We start from the raw sequence: 16,396 nt of genomic DNA, 5'->3' as shown, positions 1-16,396 counted from the left end.
ATACTCCCGCCCTCAGGCGGTGGAGGGAGCCCCTGCCTCCTTCTGGGTGGTGTAGCCGTAACCGTCCGCTCGCTGGAACAGACAGAGGTTCTTCCATGAGGTCTTGATCGGCCCATGCGAGGTTTGCAGGGTGTGGCTCCCGCTGCTGCGCACCGCCACCCGGCCTGTGTGCGTCCCCGCGTTCATACCCGATGGCACGGCCGCTCGGGCCGGATCCCCGGTCTGGAAACCGAAGAACCGTTTGCGGCGGGGCAGACGCAACCGGGGGAAACCGTGCCTGTCCGCCCGGGTACGGGCGCAGGAGCCGCGCCCCGTGGCCCTGACGACCAGGATCGTTGGAACAGCCGTGGTGATGGCTTCGACCCTGCCCACGGCCAGGGCGTCCAGGCTGTGGGACTCGGGCAGGCGGTTGCGGGTGCGGTTCCACTTCGTCCGGCCTCCCGAGCCCACACGGGTGGGCAGGCACCCGTCCAGGGACCGCCACAGCGCCCACCGGGACGGACGACCCACCCAGGCCGGAGTGGTGTCCACTCGGTGCCGGAGCGAGGGAGGCAGCCACCCGCGTGGACGGGTGCGGTTGTCGAACCGGGCCGTCCGGTAACGCAGGTTACGAGAACGGCGTCCCTTTCTGTAGGCGGCGCGTTGGCGCATCCTCCTGGCGATCTGACCGCCTCGGTGGTCCAGCCGTACCGCGTGGCGGCCTCGGCGTTCTCCATCCCGGTCGGTGAACACGGCGATGCCGGTGCGCCTGCTGCCTGGGTCAACGCCTGTCTCGACCCCGTCGACCTCGGACCCGGTGGTGGTGCGATCCTTCAACCGGATGACGAAGGGGGTGTGTCGGGCCACGGTCGCCCGGCCCCGGGCCAGGAATCGGCGGGCCCGCGCGGGGTGGGTGGGTTGTAGCGGTGTGCCGTGGCGGTCCAGCACGAACACGTACGGGTGCCCCTTGCGGGGCGTGCTCTTCGGTGAACGGCCCTCACGGGCCTGCTCCCCGGCCCCTGAGGGCACGGGGGTGACGCCACCAGCGGTAGGTGAACCACCGGTGGTCTCCCCTCGCACATGTTCCACACCGGGTGCCACGCGCACGTGGCTTCCGCGCCCCGTTTCGTTCCCGTTCCTTGGAATGTCTGCTGACGCGGATTCCAGAGCAGGCCGCTGAGGAAGCACGGCCTGGTGGGTCTTCTCACCTGTGTGAAACGTAGCCAACTGGTCACCTCCCTGGTGTTGGCTGGTGCTGGTAACGCCAGGCCCTCGACCCGGGGGTCGAAAGCCCCGTCTTCGAGCGGGGAACGCGTTACCTCGGCTCGTAGGTTGGGGTCGGAGATGGTTGTCCTTTGCGGACGGACCACGAAACCAGGTTTCGGATGGCGTGATGAGCCAACCGTAGCGCGACAGGACGGGGATCACAGTGGTTGAGGGTGGAGCTGGGACGAGCGGAGGGACGGGAACCCTGACGCTCGCCGGTGTGCCCATCGGGAACGTGGAGGACGCGCCGCCCAGGCTGCTGCGCGCACTGGAGGGCGCCCGCGTCATCGCGGCAGAGGACACCCGAAGGCTACGCCAGTTCGCCTCCCGCGCGGACGTGCGCCTGGGCGGGGAGGCGGGCGCCCGCGTCGTGTCCTATTACGACGCCAACGAGAGCCGCCGCACCGACGAGCTGCTCGGCGACCTGCGCGCGGGGAGCGACGTCCTCGTCGTCACCGACGCCGGGATGCCGGGGGTGTCCGACCCCGGCTACCGGCTGGCCGCCGCCTGCGCGGGGGAGGGCATCCCGGTGACCGCCATCCCGGGGCCGTCCGCGGTCACCACGGCGCTCGTGGTCTCGGGCCTGCCCACCGACCGCTTCTGCTTCGAGGGCTTCCCGCCGCGCAAGGGCCTGTCGGGCTACCTGGCCGACCTGGCGGCCGAGCGCCGCACGATGGTGTTCTTCGAGAGCCCCCACCGCGTCGCCGCCACCCTGGAGGCGATGGCCGCGGCCTTCGGCGCCGACCGGCGCGCCGCCGTGTGCCGGGAGCTGACCAAGACCTACGAGGAGGTGCGCCGGGGCGGCCTCGGGGAGCTGGCCGCCTGGGCCGCCGAGGGGGTGCGGGGCGAGATCTCCCTCGTGGTGGAGGGCGCCCGCCGCGATCCGGGGACGGTCGGGGACGCCGACCTGGTCGCCGCGGCCTCCGGCCTGGAGGAGGAGGGCGTGCGCCGCAAGGAGGCGATCACCCGTGTGGCCAGGGAGTTCGGCGTCCCCAAGCGCCGGGTCTACGACCTGGTGCACGGGATCGTGTCCGCCGACTGACCGAAAACGGCGGGCCCGCGGCGGAACCTTTCCGGTTCTGGAGCGTCTGACCGGGTGAAACAGCCAGACCGTCGATGGGGAACACGTTCATGCGAAGCAACCTCTTCCAGCAGGCCCAGGAGACCAGCCAGCCGGGTATGCACCTGCAGAACCACAAGATGCTCCGGGTGGGCCTCAACGGCGAGTTCTTCGCCCGCCAGGGCGCCATGGTCGCCTACCAGGGCCAGGTCGACTTCTCCTACGAGGGGTCCGGCAGCGTCAGCAAGTTCTTCAAGAAGGCCTTCACCGGCGAGGGACTGCCGCTGATGAAGGTGTCCGGGCGCGGCGACGTGTTCCTGGCCCGCGACGCCTGGGACGTGCACCTGGTGGACCTGGAGGACGACCACCTCACGGTCAACGGCGACAACGTGCTCGCCTTCGAGGCCGGGCTGAGCTGGGACATCCGCCGCGTGGAGGGCGCGGGCATGGCCGCCGGGGGGCTCTTCAACACGGTCTTCAGCGGCCGGGGCAGGGTGGCCATCGCCTGCCACGGCGCCCCGGTGCTGATCAACGTCGACCAGCCGACCTTCGTGGACACCGACTCCGCGGTCGCCTGGTCCAGCTCGCTGAGCACGGGCGTGCGCCGCACGGCCAAGGCGGGCGCGCTCATCGGCCGCGGCAGCGGCGAGGCGCTCCAGCTCTCCTTCGAGGGTCAGGGCTTCGTCCTGGTGCAGGCCTCCGAGGGCGCGCCGGTCGCGGCCCAGACGGCCTGACCCGACAGGCGAAGGGCCCCGGGACACGTCCCGGGGCCCTTCGCCTGTCGGCCCGCCGCGCCACCCGTGGGCGGCGCGGCGGGCCGTGTTTTTTTGGACCTCCGCTCCGCTTTGTCCCACCCGTCGCCCGCCACCACCCTCAACGGACGCCTGCGGCGCGGTCCTTCTTGTGTTCGGGCGCCCGGAGAACGGGAACCTTCGGTGTCTTCGGCGGGTTCGCTCGTTCCTCACGAACCCGCCTCCGCCACCTCCAGAACCCCGTGGGCGCCCGAACCAACCCCCACAAGCTGAGGCCCGGCCAAAGAACAGACCCTAGACGACGGCTCCGTCGTCGGCCTCGCGGGCGGCCTTGGCGGCCACCTTCTGCTTGGCCTTGCGCTCCTTGACCACGTGGGGCGGGTCGGTCTTGTCCCACCTCTGGAGCCAGATGGCCAGCGGGACGGCGACGAAGATCGTCGAGAGGACGCCCGTCGTCAGACCCACCAGCATGGCGATCGAGAAGTCCTGGAGCGAGGACCCGCCGAGGAAGGTCAGGAAGCCCAGGATGATCAGCGCGCCGATCGAGGTGTTCACGGTACGCGGCAGGGTGTTGAGCACCGCGCGGTTGGCGATCTCGGAGAACTTCGACTTCTCGTCGCGTGCCCACTCGTCGCGCACCCGGTCGAACACCACCACCGTGTCGTTGACGGAGAAGCCGATGACGCTCAGGAGCGCGGCGAGGAACACGCCGTCGATCGGCTTGCCCAGCCAGATGAACAGCCCGATCACCAGGACCAGGTTGAAGGCCAGCGACAGCATGGTGGACACGCCGAACGACCAGCGGAAGCGCCAGGCCAGGTAGACCATCTGGAGCGCGAGGGCCGCGCCCAGGGCGATCAGCGCCCGGTTGCGCAGCTCGTCGCCCATGCTCGGGCCGATCAGCTCGTCGCTGACCAGCTCCACGCCGCCGGTCTGCTCGCTCAGGGCGTCCGCGATCCGGGCCGCGTCGTCGTCGGAGATGCTGCCGGTGCGCACCGAGATGTCGCCGTCACCGGACTCCTGGACCACGGCCGTGTCCGAGCCGGGGAAGTTCAGCGCGGAGATGACGGAGCGGGCCTCGTCGACCGAGACGCCCTCCCCGCTGCTGACCTCGTACTCCAGCACGCGGCCGCCGGTGAACTCCACACCGAGGTTGGTGTCGCGGATCAGCGGGGCGGCGATCGCGGCCGCCACGATCAGACCCGCAACGATCAGGCCCTTGGTGCGGTGGCCCATGAGGTCGGGGTCCTTGGCGACCAGCCAGGTGCGGACGCCGCCGATGCGGTTCAGGCCGCTGACGGCCGGGTGCTTGCGCACGACCGCGCGGCGCACCGCCCACTCGACGAACACGCGCGCGATGACCAGCGCGGAGAACATCGAGACGAGGGTACCGATGCTCAGGGTCACACCGAAGCCCTGCACGGTGCCCGAGGCGAAGAAGAACAGCAGGGCGGCGGCGATGAGCGTGGTGATGTTGGTGTCGAGGACGGCGCTCCACGCCTTGCGGGAGCCCACGACGAACGCCTTCTCCAGGCTCGGCGGCACCGCCCGGCGCCGCTTGCGGGCGAGCACCCCGGACTCGGCCTTGGCGGCCTCGTCCTCGGTGGCGTCCCGCAGCCCGGCCGACTTGTTGGCCTCGTACACCTTCGCCTGGCGCTGGTGCTCCTCGCGTGTGCGTTCGAAGATCAGCACGTTGGCGTCGATGGCCATACCGATCGCCAGCACGAAGCCCGCCAGACCCGGCAGTGTCAGTGTGGCGTTGATGGCGACCAGGGCGCCGTAGGCGATGAGCGTGTAGAAGCCCAGGGCCAGGGCGGCCAGGAAGCCGACCAGCCGGTAGACCAGCGTGATGTAGAGCGTGGTGAAGGCCAGGCCCAGGATCGCGGCGACGGCGCTGGCCTGGATGGCCTCGGCGCCCAGGGTCGGGCCGACCGTCTGGCGCTGGACCTCGGTGACCGGCAGCGGCAGCGAGCCGCCCTCGATCAGCACGGCCAGGTCGTTGGAGGTCTCACTGGTGAAGTCGGGGCTGGTGATGGTGGTGGTGTTGCCGGGCATGCCCACGTCGCAGGCGAACTCCGGGTTCACCTCCGGGGCGGAGATGATCTGCCCGTCCAGCACGATGGCCACGCGGCGGCGCGGGTCGCCCTGGTCGTAGCAGGCGGCGTCGGCGGTCAGCGCGGTCCACTGGTCGGCGCCCTCGCCGCGGAAGTTGACGTTGACCGTCCACTGCGCGCGGTTGACGCTGTCCAGCGCGGCCTCGGCGCTGGCCACCTGGTCGCCCTTGATGGCGGTCTCGCCGAGCTGGAGCTGGGTGCCGTCGGAGTCGGGGAGCGTCATCACGACGTCCTCGGGGTTCTCCGCGCTGGGACCGGCGGGGGGCTGCTGGCCGCCCATGCCCCCCATGCCGCCCTGCTGCGCCATGAGCTCTTCGAGCTGCTCCTGGGTCATCTCCCCGCCGCCGCCCTCGGCGGCCTCGTCACCGCCCTCGGCCGCGGCGTCGGACGGGGCGCGCGCCTCGTCCGCGGTGGCCTGCGGGGCGTTGGCGGAGTCGCCCGGGGCGGGCGCCTGCACGCCCTGGCCGCCGGCCTGGCCCACGCCCAGCACCGGGTGGAAGGACAGCTGGGCGGTCTGGCCGATGATCTGCGCGGCCTCCGCCGGGTCCTGCACACCGGGCAGCTCGACGATGATCCGGTTCTCGCCCGAGCGCGACATGGTCGCCTCGGACACGCCCAGGCGGTCGATGCGCTGGCGCAGCACCTCGACGACCTGGTCGGTGTTCTCGGAGTTGGCGGGTGTGCCCTCGGGGCCGTCCTGGGTCTCCAGGACGATCTGCGTGCCGCCGCTGAGGTCGAGCCCCAGACGCGGCGGGATGAACCACGCCGCGCCGAACGCGACGAGGATGACGAGAAGGGAGATGAGGGCGCGTGTCCAACGCGCGCCCGCTCCCGTTTGACTGGACAAGGACCTGGTACCTCTTCACTGCGAATACGGGTGATCCCGACGCACGCCGGAGACAGGGGGGTACGCGCGGGGATGGTCAGATGGCGGTGTTCGCGGTGGGAGGGGGAGCCCGTGTCGGCGGCAGCTCCCCGGGGGCGTCCAGGTCCGGGACGGGAACGGGCGCGGGGGGAGAGAGCGGCCACCAGGGCTGGTCCCACACCGCCAGGCGCAGTGCGCTGCTGGGCACGGTGTCGGGCAGGTCTCGCAGCACCGACCGGTGGTCGCACGTGGAGGCGGGCGGCCCGACGGTGACCATCGGGTTCTCGGCCAGGTCCGCGCGTTCGCGCGGGGTCACCCGCTCCTGGTCCGCCGCCGCGGCCGCGGCGCCCTCGGGGGCGCTGAGCAGGCCGTGCGGCGGCAGGGGCGGTCCGGCCGGCTGCCCGCCGCCGGAGGCGACGGGGAAGGACAGGATGACGAGCAGGACCACGCTGGTCAGCAGCGCGGTCGTGTGCCGGGCAGGACGGGGTAGGGCACCGGTAACCATGGTGACCACCGCCTCGGGGAAGGACCGGGAGGGAAGTGCTGCCCGACCGTGCGTCCCGGTGGTGCACGGCTCGTCCAGCAGAGCATACGGGTAGCGGCAAGCCCCGGGGAATGTCCCTTCGGCCCCTGTCGCACAGCCGGGCCGCCCGTGCCCCGGACCGTGCTGCGGGCCGCGCGCGGGAAACCGGGTCCGGCCCGGTGCGCGCCGCCCGGTGCGCTCGCCCGGGGGCCGCGCGCGGGGGAAAGGAGTGCACGGCAGGCCGCCGCCGCCTTTAGGCTTGGGTCATGTCGTCGAATCGTCACATCCTGACCGCGGTCGCCTGGCCCTATGCCAACGGACCGCGCCACATCGGTCACGTGTCCGGCTTCGGAGTCCCCTCCGACGTCTTCTCCCGCTTCCAGCGAATGTCGGGCAACCACGTGCTGATGGTCAGCGGGACCGACGAGCACGGCACCCCGGTGCAGGTCCTGGCCGACCAGGAGGGTGTGACCCCCCGCGAGCTGGCCGACCGCTACAACCGGATCATCGCCGAGGACCTGGTGGGCCTGGGCCTGTCCTACGACCTGTTTACCCGCACCACCACCGGCAACCACTACGCCGTCGCGCAGCAGCTGTTCACCGCGCTGCACGAGAACGGGTACGTGTTCGCCCACACCACCAAGGGCGCGGTGTCGCCGTCCACCGGCCGTACGCTGCCCGACCGCTACATCGAGGGCATCTGTCCCATCTGCGGTTACGACGGTGCGCGCGGCGACCAGTGCGACAACTGCGGCAACCAGCTCGACCCGATCGACCTCATCTCGCCGCGTTCGCGGATCAACGGCGAGAAGCCGGAGTTCGTGGACACCGAGCACTTCATGCTCGACCTGCCCGCCTTCGCCGACGCCCTGACCACCTGGCTCAAGGGCAAGGAGGGGCAGTGGCGGCCCAACGTCCTCAAGTTCTCCCTGAACCTGGTGGAGGACCTCCAGCCGCGCGCGGTCACCCGCGACCTCAACTGGGGAGTGCCCGTCCCGCTGGAGGGCTGGAGCGACAACGCCAACAAGCGCCTGTACGTGTGGTTCGACGCGGTCATCGGCTACCTGTCGGCGTCGGTGGAGTGGGCCCGGCGCATCGGCGAGCCCGAGGCCTGGCGCCGCTGGTGGCAGGGCGACGAGGCCCGGTCCTACTACTTCATGGGCAAGGACAACATCGTCTTCCACTCGGTGGTCTGGCCCGCGATCCTGCTGGGCCACAACGGCGAGGGCGACCGGGGCGGCGAGCCCGGCCCGCTGGGCGGGCTGAACGTGCCCACCGAGGTGGTCTCCAGCGAGTTCCTCACCATGGAGGGGCGCAAGTTCTCCTCCTCGCGGCGCGTGGTGATCTACGTGCGCGACTTCCTGGAGCGCTACTCCGCCGACGCGCTGCGCTACTACATCATGGCCGCCGGTCCCGAGACGCAGGACACCGACTTCACCTGGGCCGAGTTCGTGCGCCGCAACAACGACGAGCTGGTGGCGGCCTGGGGCAACCTGGTCAACCGCTCCATCTCGATGGCGGCCAAGAACCTGGGCGAGATCCCGGCGGCCGGTGAGCTGACCGACGAGGACCGCCGGGTGTTGGAGGACTCGCGGGCCGCGTTCGCCCGGGTGGGCGAGCGGCTGGAGCGGTCCCAGTTCAAGGCGGGCCTGCAGGAGGCCATGCGCACCGTGGCCGAGGCCAACAAGTACATCTCCGACCAGGCTCCGTGGGCGCTGAAGAAGACCGACCCCGAGCGGATGGCCACCGTGCTGCACGTGGCCCTCCAACTGGTCCAGGACGCCAACACGCTGCTCACCCCGTACCTGCCCGAGTCGGCGAACAAGGTGTACGCGATGCTCGGCGGCACCGGCACCTGGACGGGCATGCCCCGCATCGACGCCGGACGGGACACGATCGGCGGCTCGGAGGAGGAGGTGGAGTACCCGGTCATCACCGGGGACTACGCCGACAACGAGGCGCGCTGGGAGTCGCGGCCGATCGCGGTGGGCACCGCGCTCGGCCGCCCGGAGCCGCTGTTCGCCAAGCTCGACCAGTCGGTCGTGGACGAGGAGCTGGCCCGTCTGGAGGGCGCCGCCGGGTAGGCTCCGGCCGGGGCTGAGGGAAGGACGACCGCACCGGCGGGCACCGCCCGTCGGCGCTTCTTCGTGGAGGAACGTGAGCATGGGAAAGCGCAGCGGCAGAGCGGTCAGGGAGCGCAACGACCAGACGCCCCCTCCGGTACCCGAGCCCCTGCGCGTACCGGTGGCCGACAGCCACACCCACATGGACATGCAGACCCCGGAGGTCGAGGAGATCATCGCCGCCGCCGAGGGCGTCGGGGTGACCCCGCTCGTCCAGGTGGGCGTGGACCTGGCCTCCTCGCGGTGGGCGGCCGAGGTGGCCGCCGCGCACCCGGGCAAGGTGTGGGCGGCGGTGGCCCTGCACCCCAACGAGGCGCCGCGCATCGTGCACGGTGACGGCGCCCCGGGCGTGGAGGTGGACGACACCGACTGGGCGGGCAGGCTACGCGAGCCCGGCGGGACGGCGGAGCTGGAGGCGCAGCTGGCCGCCATCGACGATCTGGCCGCGCTGCCCCACGTGGTGGCGGTCGGCGAGACCGGCATGGACACCTTCCGCACCGGCCCGGAGGGCGCGCGGGCCCAGGAGGAGTCCTTCCGCCGCCACATCGACATCGCCAGGCGCCACGGCAAGGCCGTGATGATCCACGACCGCGACGCCCACGAGGACGTGCTGCGGATCCTGGATGAGGAGGGCGCGCCGGACAGGGTGGTCTTCCACTGCTTCTCCGGCGACGCGGCCATGGCCAAGGTGTGCGCCGAGCACGGGTACTTCATGAGCTTCGCGGGCAACGTCACCTTCGCCAGCGCCGAGTCCCTGCGCGAGGCCGCCGCCGCGGCGCCGCCGGAGCTGATGCTGGTGGAGACCGACGCGCCCTTCCTCACCCCCAAGCCCTACCGGGGCCGCCCCAACGCCCCTTACCTGATCCCGCACACGCTGCGGACGCTGGCGGGGGTCAAGGGCATGGACGAGGACGAACTCGCCGGGATCATCGCGGGCAACGCGGGGCGCGCCTTCGGGTTCTGACCCGGGGCACGCGGCCGCGCGTCCTCGCCGCCGGACCGCGGCGGACCCGAACGGCGGTGGGGTCCCCGCGTTCCGGGGAGAACGCGCCGACCCCGCCCCGATGACAGCGCGCCGCCCACACCGGAGGCGGCGCGCCAGCCGTCCCGCTCAACCGCCGCGCTTGCGCGGGAAGGCTGCGCGCGAAGCGCGTCCGTCTTTCCGGGCGGGGAACGGGCGGGGAACGGCGCGGCTCAGCGGCGCCTGGTCCACACGTCGTCGGAGGGCGCGGTCTGCGCGGCGGTGGCGTGCCGCGGAACGTACTCCGCGGCGGGCTCCTCCGGTCCGCTCCCGGAGGCGGGCGCGTCGGGGGCGGGCGCGCGCCGGGAGTAGTCCGGGCGCTCCTCCTCCACCCCCAGCAGGAGGAAGAGGCTGCAGATCAGCATGAAGACGAACAGGCCCGCGAGCAGGGGCAGCACCAGGTCCGGCCCGCTGGAACCGTCCGGGGGGCTGTGCCGGGAGAAGCGCGGTTCCGTGAAGTGGACGCCCACCATGCCGGTGTAGTGCATGGTGGTCACCGCGGCGGCCATGGCCACGGAGGCGGCGGTGATGGCGGGGAGACCGCGCAGCCGGGAGGCGAACCACAGGGAGGCGGTGGCGGCCACCAGGGCGATCACGCAGGCCAGGGCGACGTAGAGCGGGTCGTGGTGGATCTCCCCGTGCACGTTCATCGAGGACATGCCGAGGTAGTGCATCGCGATGATGCCGGTCCCGGCGATGAGACCGCCCAGCAGGAGCCAGGGGGCCGTCCTCCTGCGGATGGTCAGGGTGAGCGCCACGGCCATCACCGCGATGGCGATGACGCCGCTGACCACGGTGAGCGCGGCGTCGTAGCGGATGGCCGTGCCGGGTGGGGAGAAGCCCATCATGGCGATGAAGTGCATCGACCACACGGCCACCCCGCCCAGGGCGAGGGAGGCCAGGGTCAGCCACTGCCACCGGACGAGTCCGCTCGTCCGGCGCGCGCGTGAGGCGAAGGACAGCCCGAGGAACGACCCGATCACCGAGACCGCGAAGGCGATGGAGGGGGTCAGCCAGTCCTGGGCGAGGTGGTCGAGCACGGCGCACTACTTTCCATGACCTTGGTCCCGTTTCGGTCGGGTTCCATGGATAGTAGGTAGGCCTGAGACTGATGCGCCAGGGGTGTTCCCGAACGTGTGTGGCCTGATGTGGCCAGCGGCAACTCAGGGGAACACGGGCGCGACCCTCAGTTCCGCCGGGTCCACACGTCGGCGGCGGCTCCGCCCTGGCCCTGCGGCCCTCAGGCGCGCAGGCCCGCGAAGGCGATCCTCGCCAGGGTGTCGGCGATCTCGTCGGAGTCCAGCCCGCGGTCCGGCTTGTACCACTCCGAGATCGAGTTGACCATGCCGAACAGCAGGCGCGCCGCGACCGCGGGGTCCACGTCCGGGCGGATGTCGCCGTCGGCCGCGCCCTCGCGCACCAGGTCGGCGATCAGGTGGTCGAACGCCCGGCGCCGCTCCAGCGCGCGCTTCTCCACCTCGGTGTTGCCGCGCACCCGCAGCAGCAGGGTCACGTGGGGCAGCTCGTCCACCAGCACCCGGACGCTGCCGCGCAGCACGTGCTCCAGGCGGTCGATGGCCGGGCCGGTGGTCGAGGCCTCCTCGCGGGTGACCGCGAACAGGGCGTCCATGGCCAGATCCAGGGAGCGGCGCAGCAGCTCGGTCTTGCCGGTGACGTGGTGGTAGATGGCCGACTTGGTCACGCCCAGGGCGCGCGCCAGGTCCTCCATGCTCGTGCCGTCGTACCCGCGTTCGTTGAACACGCGTGCGGCCACGCGCAGGACGGAGTCGGCGTCGTGGCCGGGGCGGCCGGAGCGTCGCCGCCCCGCTGCCGCGCGGCGGGAGGGCGCTGGTTCGACAGGGGAAGATCTGGACACGGTTGTCGAATCTACCTGGTGGGAGCTGCTCCGTGGGCGGGGACGGCCGCGGGCGCGTCCTCCGTCGCCGGACCCCACGAGGATTTCCTAACGAACGGTCGGTTGGTAACACATCCTATCCCGGAGCCGGGGCGCCCCCGGACCGCGCCCGCCTCCAGGTCGCGCGGAGTGCTCGGGGAAATACTTCTCGTCACGGCTGGAGAAGGCCGGGCGAACCGCGGGAAAACGTCCGTGTTCGGCGTTATGCGAGTTCAGCGGCACGGAAAGGGATTCCTTCGCGTCCGTTCCGGGTGTGCGCCTCCGTGAAGGGCGTTAGGGGCGCGTTAAAAACCCTTGATCTGGTTCATGGGGCAAGAGTAATTTGGCCCTCGTTTGGCGGCAAAAGTCCATATTTGTCGACGTCGAGAATGAGACCACACATGGCCATCACCCGTCGTAACGCCCTGCGCGTTTCCCTCACCGGAGGGGTCGGGGCCGCGGTCGCCACCGCCGCCTCCGCCCCAGCCTGGTCGGCTCCCATGCCCGCGCCCCAGCCGGGGGACGCCGCGGAGGCGCTGCGCCTCCTCAAGCGGGGCAACAGGCGCTGGCGCCGGTACGACTCCCGCCACCCCAACGAGGGCCCCGCCCGCAGGGAGGAGATGGCGCGCGGTCAGAGCCCCTTCGCCGTGGTCCTGGCCTGCGGGGACTCCCGTGTGGCACCCGAGCTGGTCTTCGACCGCGGGCTCGGCGACCTGTTCACCGTCCGCTCCGCGGGCCAGGTCCTGGACGAGTCCGTCCTGGGCAGCATCAGCTACGCCGCCGCGCACCTGGCGGTCCCGCTCATCGTCGTCCTGGGGCACTCCTCGTGCGGCGCGGTCACCGCGGCCGTGGAGGCCCACGAGACCGGAGAGGTCCCGCACGGCCACGTCGGCTACCTGGTGGAGGGGATCCTGCCGGTGGTCGAGGCCACCCCCGACGACGGTGGCGACTTCGTGGACGCCTGCGTCCGGGCCAACGCCGAGTACATCGCCGACCAGCTCCGGGTGGACGCCGACCTGCGCGAGCTGGTCGAGTCCGGCCTCCTGGACGTGGTCCCCGCCCGCTACGACCTGGAGACCTCCGAGGTCGTCTGGCTCTGACCCGGCTCCGTCCCCCGCCCGCACGATCACGGACCCGTGCCCCCGGTCGGTCCCGCCCACCCTCCCGCGTCCTCCCACCCCCTCCTCCCCGCCCCTCCCCGGGCGGCCGTGCTGCCCGCCCCCGCGCCGACGCAACCCGGGCCCGAGGTCCCGAAACCCCCGAAAGGTAGAAAAGGTGACCGCGCGCGATACCGGGGCCGTTCTCCTTTCTCTGCGGGGCGAAACACGCGCCGGTGCCTCCTCGTCCTCCTTTCGGCTTTCCGCCACCCCCTCCGGGCAGGCATAACATAATAAATCACTGAAAAGGCTGCGGAGCGAACGCATGACGCCTATTCTCGTGATGTCCGCAAAGGACAGTTAGCCTGATTCGTCGCGGGCCGACGCAAGATCCGGCCCCAGCCTTCGCAAAGGACCGACGTGCGCTTCGACCAGCAGTTGCGGGAGATGCTCCAGACGCCGGGGGTGCGCAGTGCCTGCCTCGTCGACTGGCGGCGCGGGCGCGTCCTCGCCCACGTCGGCGCCGACGATCCGGCCGCGGACGCGGCGGCGATCCTCAGGGCCGTCAGGGAGGGCCCCCTGTGCGCCGACCAGCGGGTGGAGGACGTCGTCGTCACCGACACCGACCACCACGTGCTGTTCGCCGTCCTGGACGGCTCCGACCTGTGCGTACGGGTCCGGATGGGCCGCACGGAGGGCAGCCTCGGCTTCACCCTGCGGCGGCTCCGCGACCTGGTGCGCACGGCGAGGGTGCCGCCTCCCCGCGACGACACCGACCGCCCGCCCCGGCGGGACCTGCCCCGCCCCGCCGCGCCGGCGGTCGCGTCCGTCGACCGCAAGGTGCTGGAACGCGTGCTCACCGCGCTGCGGACGCTGTCCGTCGAGCGTTCCCGGCCGGTGGCCGCGTGACCGGTGGGCAGCCCCGCCGAGGCGCCTCCGGCCTGCGCCGCTGGATCGCCGACCGCAGGGCGCCGCGCCGACCCCCGTCAAGGAGAGAGAAGGACATGCCGAACATCGAAGCCGGGCTCAAGGAGATGATGGAGATCGAGGGGGCTGTGGGCGCCGCCGTCGTCGACTACAGCAGCGGGATGGCGCTGGGCACCCTCGCCTCCACCAACACCCTCGACCTCACCGTCGCCGCCGCCGGGAACACCGAGGTGGTCCGCGCGAAGATGCGCACCATGGACCAACTGGGGCTCAACGACGTGATCGAGGACATCCTCATCACCCTGTCCGGGCAGTACCACATCATCCGGCCCCTCAGCAGCCGAAAGGGGCAGGGGCTCTTCCTCTACCTGGCCCTGGACCGCTCCCGGGGCAACCTCGCCCTGGCCAGGCACCGCCTCAAGGGCATCGAGGCGGACCTGGAGGTCTGACCGGAGGGGCCGCACCGGCGCCCCCGCCCGCCCGGAGGATTCCCAGCCGGGGAGGCGATGGGGCAGAATGCCGGTGTCCGCCCCCCGGCACCCTAGGGAGACAGCACATGTTCCGGGTCGTTATCAGCCGTCTCACCGACGACGGAATGCGTGTCACCCCAGAGCAGAAGGACACCGCCATGTCCGTCCAGGAGGCGGTGTCCTTCATCCGCAAGCACCTGCCCGGGGTGGACACCGCGGCCTTCGGCGACAGCGCGGTGCAGGGCTCCGTCAACCGGGTCAACGACTTCCGCTGCGACGTCTCGACCGCCGACGGGGGGCACTACCGGGTGGTCATCGCCCCGATGATCTGACCCCGCCTCCCGGTCGAGGGGGATCCCCGGTACGCGCCGCCCCGCCGCCGCGCCTGAAGCCGGGTCAGTCCGACCCGAAGGCGGAGTCGAACGACGCCTCCGGCGGGTCGTAGGCGTGGGAGCGCACGAACTCCACCGCCTCGGCCGCCCCGACCAGCCGGTCCATGCCCGCGTCCTCCCACTCCACCGAGATCGGCCCCTGGTAGCCGATCGCGTTCAGCGTGCGGAAGCAGTCCTCCCAGGGCACGTCGCCGTGCCCGGTCGAGACGAAGTCCCAGCCCCGGCGCGGATCACCCCACGGCAGGTGGGAGCCCAACCGCCCGTTGCGGCCGTTGCCCACCCGCTTGCGGGCGTCCTTGCAGTCCACGTGGTAGATCCGGTCCCGGAAGTCCCACAGGAACCCGACCGGGTCGATGTCCTGCCACACCATGTGGCTGGGGTCCCAGTTCAGACCGAAGGCCGGGCGGTGCCCCACCGCCTCCAGCGCCTTCTGCGTGGACCAGTAGTCGTAGGCGATCTCGGAGGGGTGCACCTCGTGCGCGAAGCGCACCCCCACCTCGTCGAACACGTCCAGGATCGGGTTCCACCGGTCGGCGAAGTCGCGGTACCCGGCCTCGATGACGTCCTCGCCCACCGGCGGGAACATCGCCACGTACTTCCAGACCGCCGAGCCCGTGAAGCCCACCACCGTGGACACGCCGAGCCTGGCGGCGGCGCGGGCGGTGGCCTTCATCTCCTCGGCGGCCCGCTGACGCACGCCCTCGGGCTCGCCGTCGCCCCACACCCGCGCGGGCAGGATGTCGCGGTGGCGGTGGTCGATCGGGTCGTCGCAGACGGCCTGGCCCAGCAGGTGGTTGGAGATCGCCCACAGGCCCAGCCCGTGGCGTTTGAGCGTGTCCAGCCGGTCGCGCACGTAGTCGTCGTCCACGGCGGCCCGGGTGACGTCGAGGTGGTCGCCCCAGCAGGCGACCTCCAGGCCGTCGTAGCCCCACGAGGCGGCCAGGGAGCACACCTCCTCGAAGGGCAGGTCGGCCCACTGCCCGGTGAACAGGGTGACTGGTCGCGGCATGTTCGTCTCCTCCTGGAGTAGGGGGTTTCGTGGTCAGTGGTCGTGTCCGTCGCCGGGGCCCTCCCCGGCGCCCTCCGGCCCCGCGTCCTCCTCGGCGCCGTCGGGTGCGAGGGCCCCGCTGTCGGGGGCGGCGGGCAGGTACAGGTGGACGTGGCCGTGCCCTGCGTCCACGCTCACCGCGTCCAGGTGCGTGGCCGCCACCGACCACGACACGACCGCCTCGTCGCGCAGTTCCATCGCGATGTGCAGGACGTCCATGCGCAGGTCCTCGTCCTCGACCAGGGCGGCCTTGGCGTAGGTGTCGACCGACATGGACAGCAGCCGGACGGAGGACACCAGGCCCGCGTGCGCGGTCCGTTGGGCGCCTCCGGACTCGGGAACCTCGCCGAAGTGCACCGAGGCGGCCTGCACCTCGGTGCGCCAGGAGTTGACCACCGAGGCCTCGGTCAACTCCAGGGGCGGGTGTGATCCGTCGGTGGGCAGGAACTCCTCCATGTCCTCCACCACGGGGACGAGTCCCTCGTGGGCCGTGCGGGTGTGGGTGAGCAGCGAGCCGACCTGTTCGGCGTCGGGGCGGTCCGCGGAGGCCTGCGGCGCGGCGGAGGCGCCGTTCGCGCCGTCACCGCCGAGGAACACGGCGGAGGCGACGGCGGCACCGGCCACCGTGAACGACACCCCGGTCAGCCACCAGGTGGCGGGGGTGTCCGCCACCGGGTCCGGGAACTCGGTTCCGGCGGGGGAGGGGGTCTTGTGAGCGGGCATGGTGACGTCTCCTCGTGGGGATGGAGCCGCCCTACCTCAGTCAGCGCTTTCCGGCGAGCGCGGCACCGAGCGGGGGTGGTGGACGTTTCCTCCTGGCCCGGGGGCACCGGCGGCCGCGGTGCGGACACGGCGGTCGGCTCCC

Annotated in this window: 15 protein-coding genes; 8 read left to right on the top strand and 7 right to left on the bottom strand. The window is 71.8% G+C overall.

Features of this window, described 5'->3' with window-relative positions; all coding sequences use genetic code 11:
- Nucleotides 1-12: 12 nt before the first annotated feature.
- The gene (gene iscB / locus AC0VX6_RS24370) at nt 13-1,473 is read right to left on the bottom strand and encodes an RNA-guided endonuclease IscB (RefSeq protein WP_274974825.1); all 1,461 of its coding nucleotides are present in this window, start codon (nt 1,471-1,473) and stop codon (nt 13-15) included.
- Between iscB and rsmI the strand changes: the two genes are divergently transcribed.
- Both rsmI and AC0VX6_RS24360 read left to right on the top strand, forming a co-directional pair.
- Entirely contained in the window at nt 1,409-2,287 is an 879-nt protein-coding gene (rsmI, locus tag AC0VX6_RS24365) for a 16S rRNA (cytidine(1402)-2'-O)-methyltransferase (protein ID WP_475466206.1), read from the top strand. The genes iscB and rsmI overlap by 65 nt on opposite strands.
- Nucleotides 2,288-2,376: 89 nt before the next feature.
- Nucleotides 2,377-3,039: an AIM24 family protein gene (locus AC0VX6_RS24360; RefSeq protein WP_274974823.1), complete on the top strand. Its 663-nt coding sequence runs from the start codon at nt 2,377-2,379 to the stop codon at nt 3,037-3,039.
- A gap of 312 nt (nt 3,040-3,351) precedes the next feature.
- On the opposite strand, the gene secD is transcribed toward AC0VX6_RS24360, so the two are convergent.
- Both secD and AC0VX6_RS24350 read right to left on the bottom strand, forming a co-directional pair.
- Nucleotides 3,352-6,018 carry a protein translocase subunit SecD gene (secD, locus tag AC0VX6_RS24355; protein ID WP_274974822.1) on the bottom strand — a complete coding sequence of 889 codons (2,667 nt, stop codon included), beginning with the start codon at nt 6,016-6,018 and terminating at the stop codon, nt 3,352-3,354.
- Nucleotides 6,019-6,094: 76 nt separating this feature from the next.
- Nucleotides 6,095-6,541: a hypothetical protein gene (locus AC0VX6_RS24350; RefSeq protein WP_130395261.1), complete on the bottom strand. Its 447-nt coding sequence runs from the start codon at nt 6,539-6,541 to the stop codon at nt 6,095-6,097.
- A gap of 284 nt (nt 6,542-6,825) precedes the next feature.
- On the opposite strand from AC0VX6_RS24350, the gene metG reads away from it, so the two are divergent.
- The gene (gene metG / locus AC0VX6_RS24345; protein ID WP_274974821.1) at nt 6,826-8,643 is read left to right on the top strand and encodes a methionine--tRNA ligase; all 1,818 of its coding nucleotides are present in this window, start codon (nt 6,826-6,828) and stop codon (nt 8,641-8,643) included.
- 79 nt (nt 8,644-8,722) lie between these two features.
- Nucleotides 8,723-9,646 carry a TatD family hydrolase gene (locus tag AC0VX6_RS24340; protein ID WP_274974820.1) on the top strand — a complete coding sequence of 308 codons (924 nt, stop codon included), beginning with the start codon at nt 8,723-8,725 and terminating at the stop codon, nt 9,644-9,646.
- Nucleotides 9,647-9,876: 230 nt separating this feature from the next.
- Here AC0VX6_RS24340 and AC0VX6_RS24335 read toward each other — a convergent pair whose 3' ends face one another.
- Nucleotides 9,877-10,743 (bottom strand): MHYT domain-containing protein, encoded by an 867-nt coding sequence (locus AC0VX6_RS24335; RefSeq protein WP_475466204.1) that lies wholly within the window; start codon nt 10,741-10,743, stop codon nt 9,877-9,879.
- Between the two features lie 200 nt (nt 10,744-10,943).
- Nucleotides 10,944-11,579 carry a TetR/AcrR family transcriptional regulator gene (locus AC0VX6_RS24330; protein WP_475466203.1) on the bottom strand — a complete coding sequence of 212 codons (636 nt, stop codon included), beginning with the start codon at nt 11,577-11,579 and terminating at the stop codon, nt 10,944-10,946.
- A 419-nt stretch (nt 11,580-11,998) separates the two neighbouring features.
- Between AC0VX6_RS24330 and AC0VX6_RS24325 the strand changes: the two genes are divergently transcribed.
- From AC0VX6_RS24325 to AC0VX6_RS24310, 4 genes are all read left to right on the top strand, one after another.
- Nucleotides 11,999-12,697, top strand: a complete 699-nt coding sequence (locus tag AC0VX6_RS24325) for a carbonic anhydrase (protein ID WP_475466201.1) — start codon at nt 11,999-12,001, stop codon at nt 12,695-12,697.
- 417 nt (nt 12,698-13,114) lie between these two features.
- Nucleotides 13,115-13,603 carry a hypothetical protein gene (locus AC0VX6_RS24320; RefSeq protein ID WP_274974817.1) on the top strand — a complete coding sequence of 163 codons (489 nt, stop codon included), beginning with the start codon at nt 13,115-13,117 and terminating at the stop codon, nt 13,601-13,603.
- Between the two features lie 95 nt (nt 13,604-13,698).
- Entirely contained in the window at nt 13,699-14,070 is a 372-nt protein-coding gene (locus AC0VX6_RS24315) for a hypothetical protein (RefSeq protein WP_274974816.1), read from the top strand.
- A gap of 107 nt (nt 14,071-14,177) precedes the next feature.
- Nucleotides 14,178-14,423 (top strand): hypothetical protein, encoded by a 246-nt coding sequence (locus AC0VX6_RS24310; protein WP_274974815.1) that lies wholly within the window; start codon nt 14,178-14,180, stop codon nt 14,421-14,423.
- Between the two features lie 64 nt (nt 14,424-14,487).
- Here the strand turns inward: AC0VX6_RS24310 and AC0VX6_RS24305 are convergent, their stop codons facing one another.
- A complete protein-coding gene (locus tag AC0VX6_RS24305) occupies nt 14,488-15,492 on the bottom strand; it encodes a sugar phosphate isomerase/epimerase family protein (RefSeq protein ID WP_416023503.1) in 1,005 nt (334 codons plus the stop codon).
- Nucleotides 15,493-15,525: 33 nt separating this feature from the next.
- On the bottom strand, nt 15,526-16,254 hold the full coding sequence (locus AC0VX6_RS24300) for a hypothetical protein (protein ID WP_475466199.1): 729 nt from the start codon (nt 16,252-16,254) through the stop codon (nt 15,526-15,528).
- Nucleotides 16,255-16,396: the final 142 nt, after the last annotated feature.

Source organism: Nocardiopsis sp. iso_25, from assembly GCF_056173305.1.
This window is presented reverse-complemented; position numbering and strand designations above follow the sequence as displayed.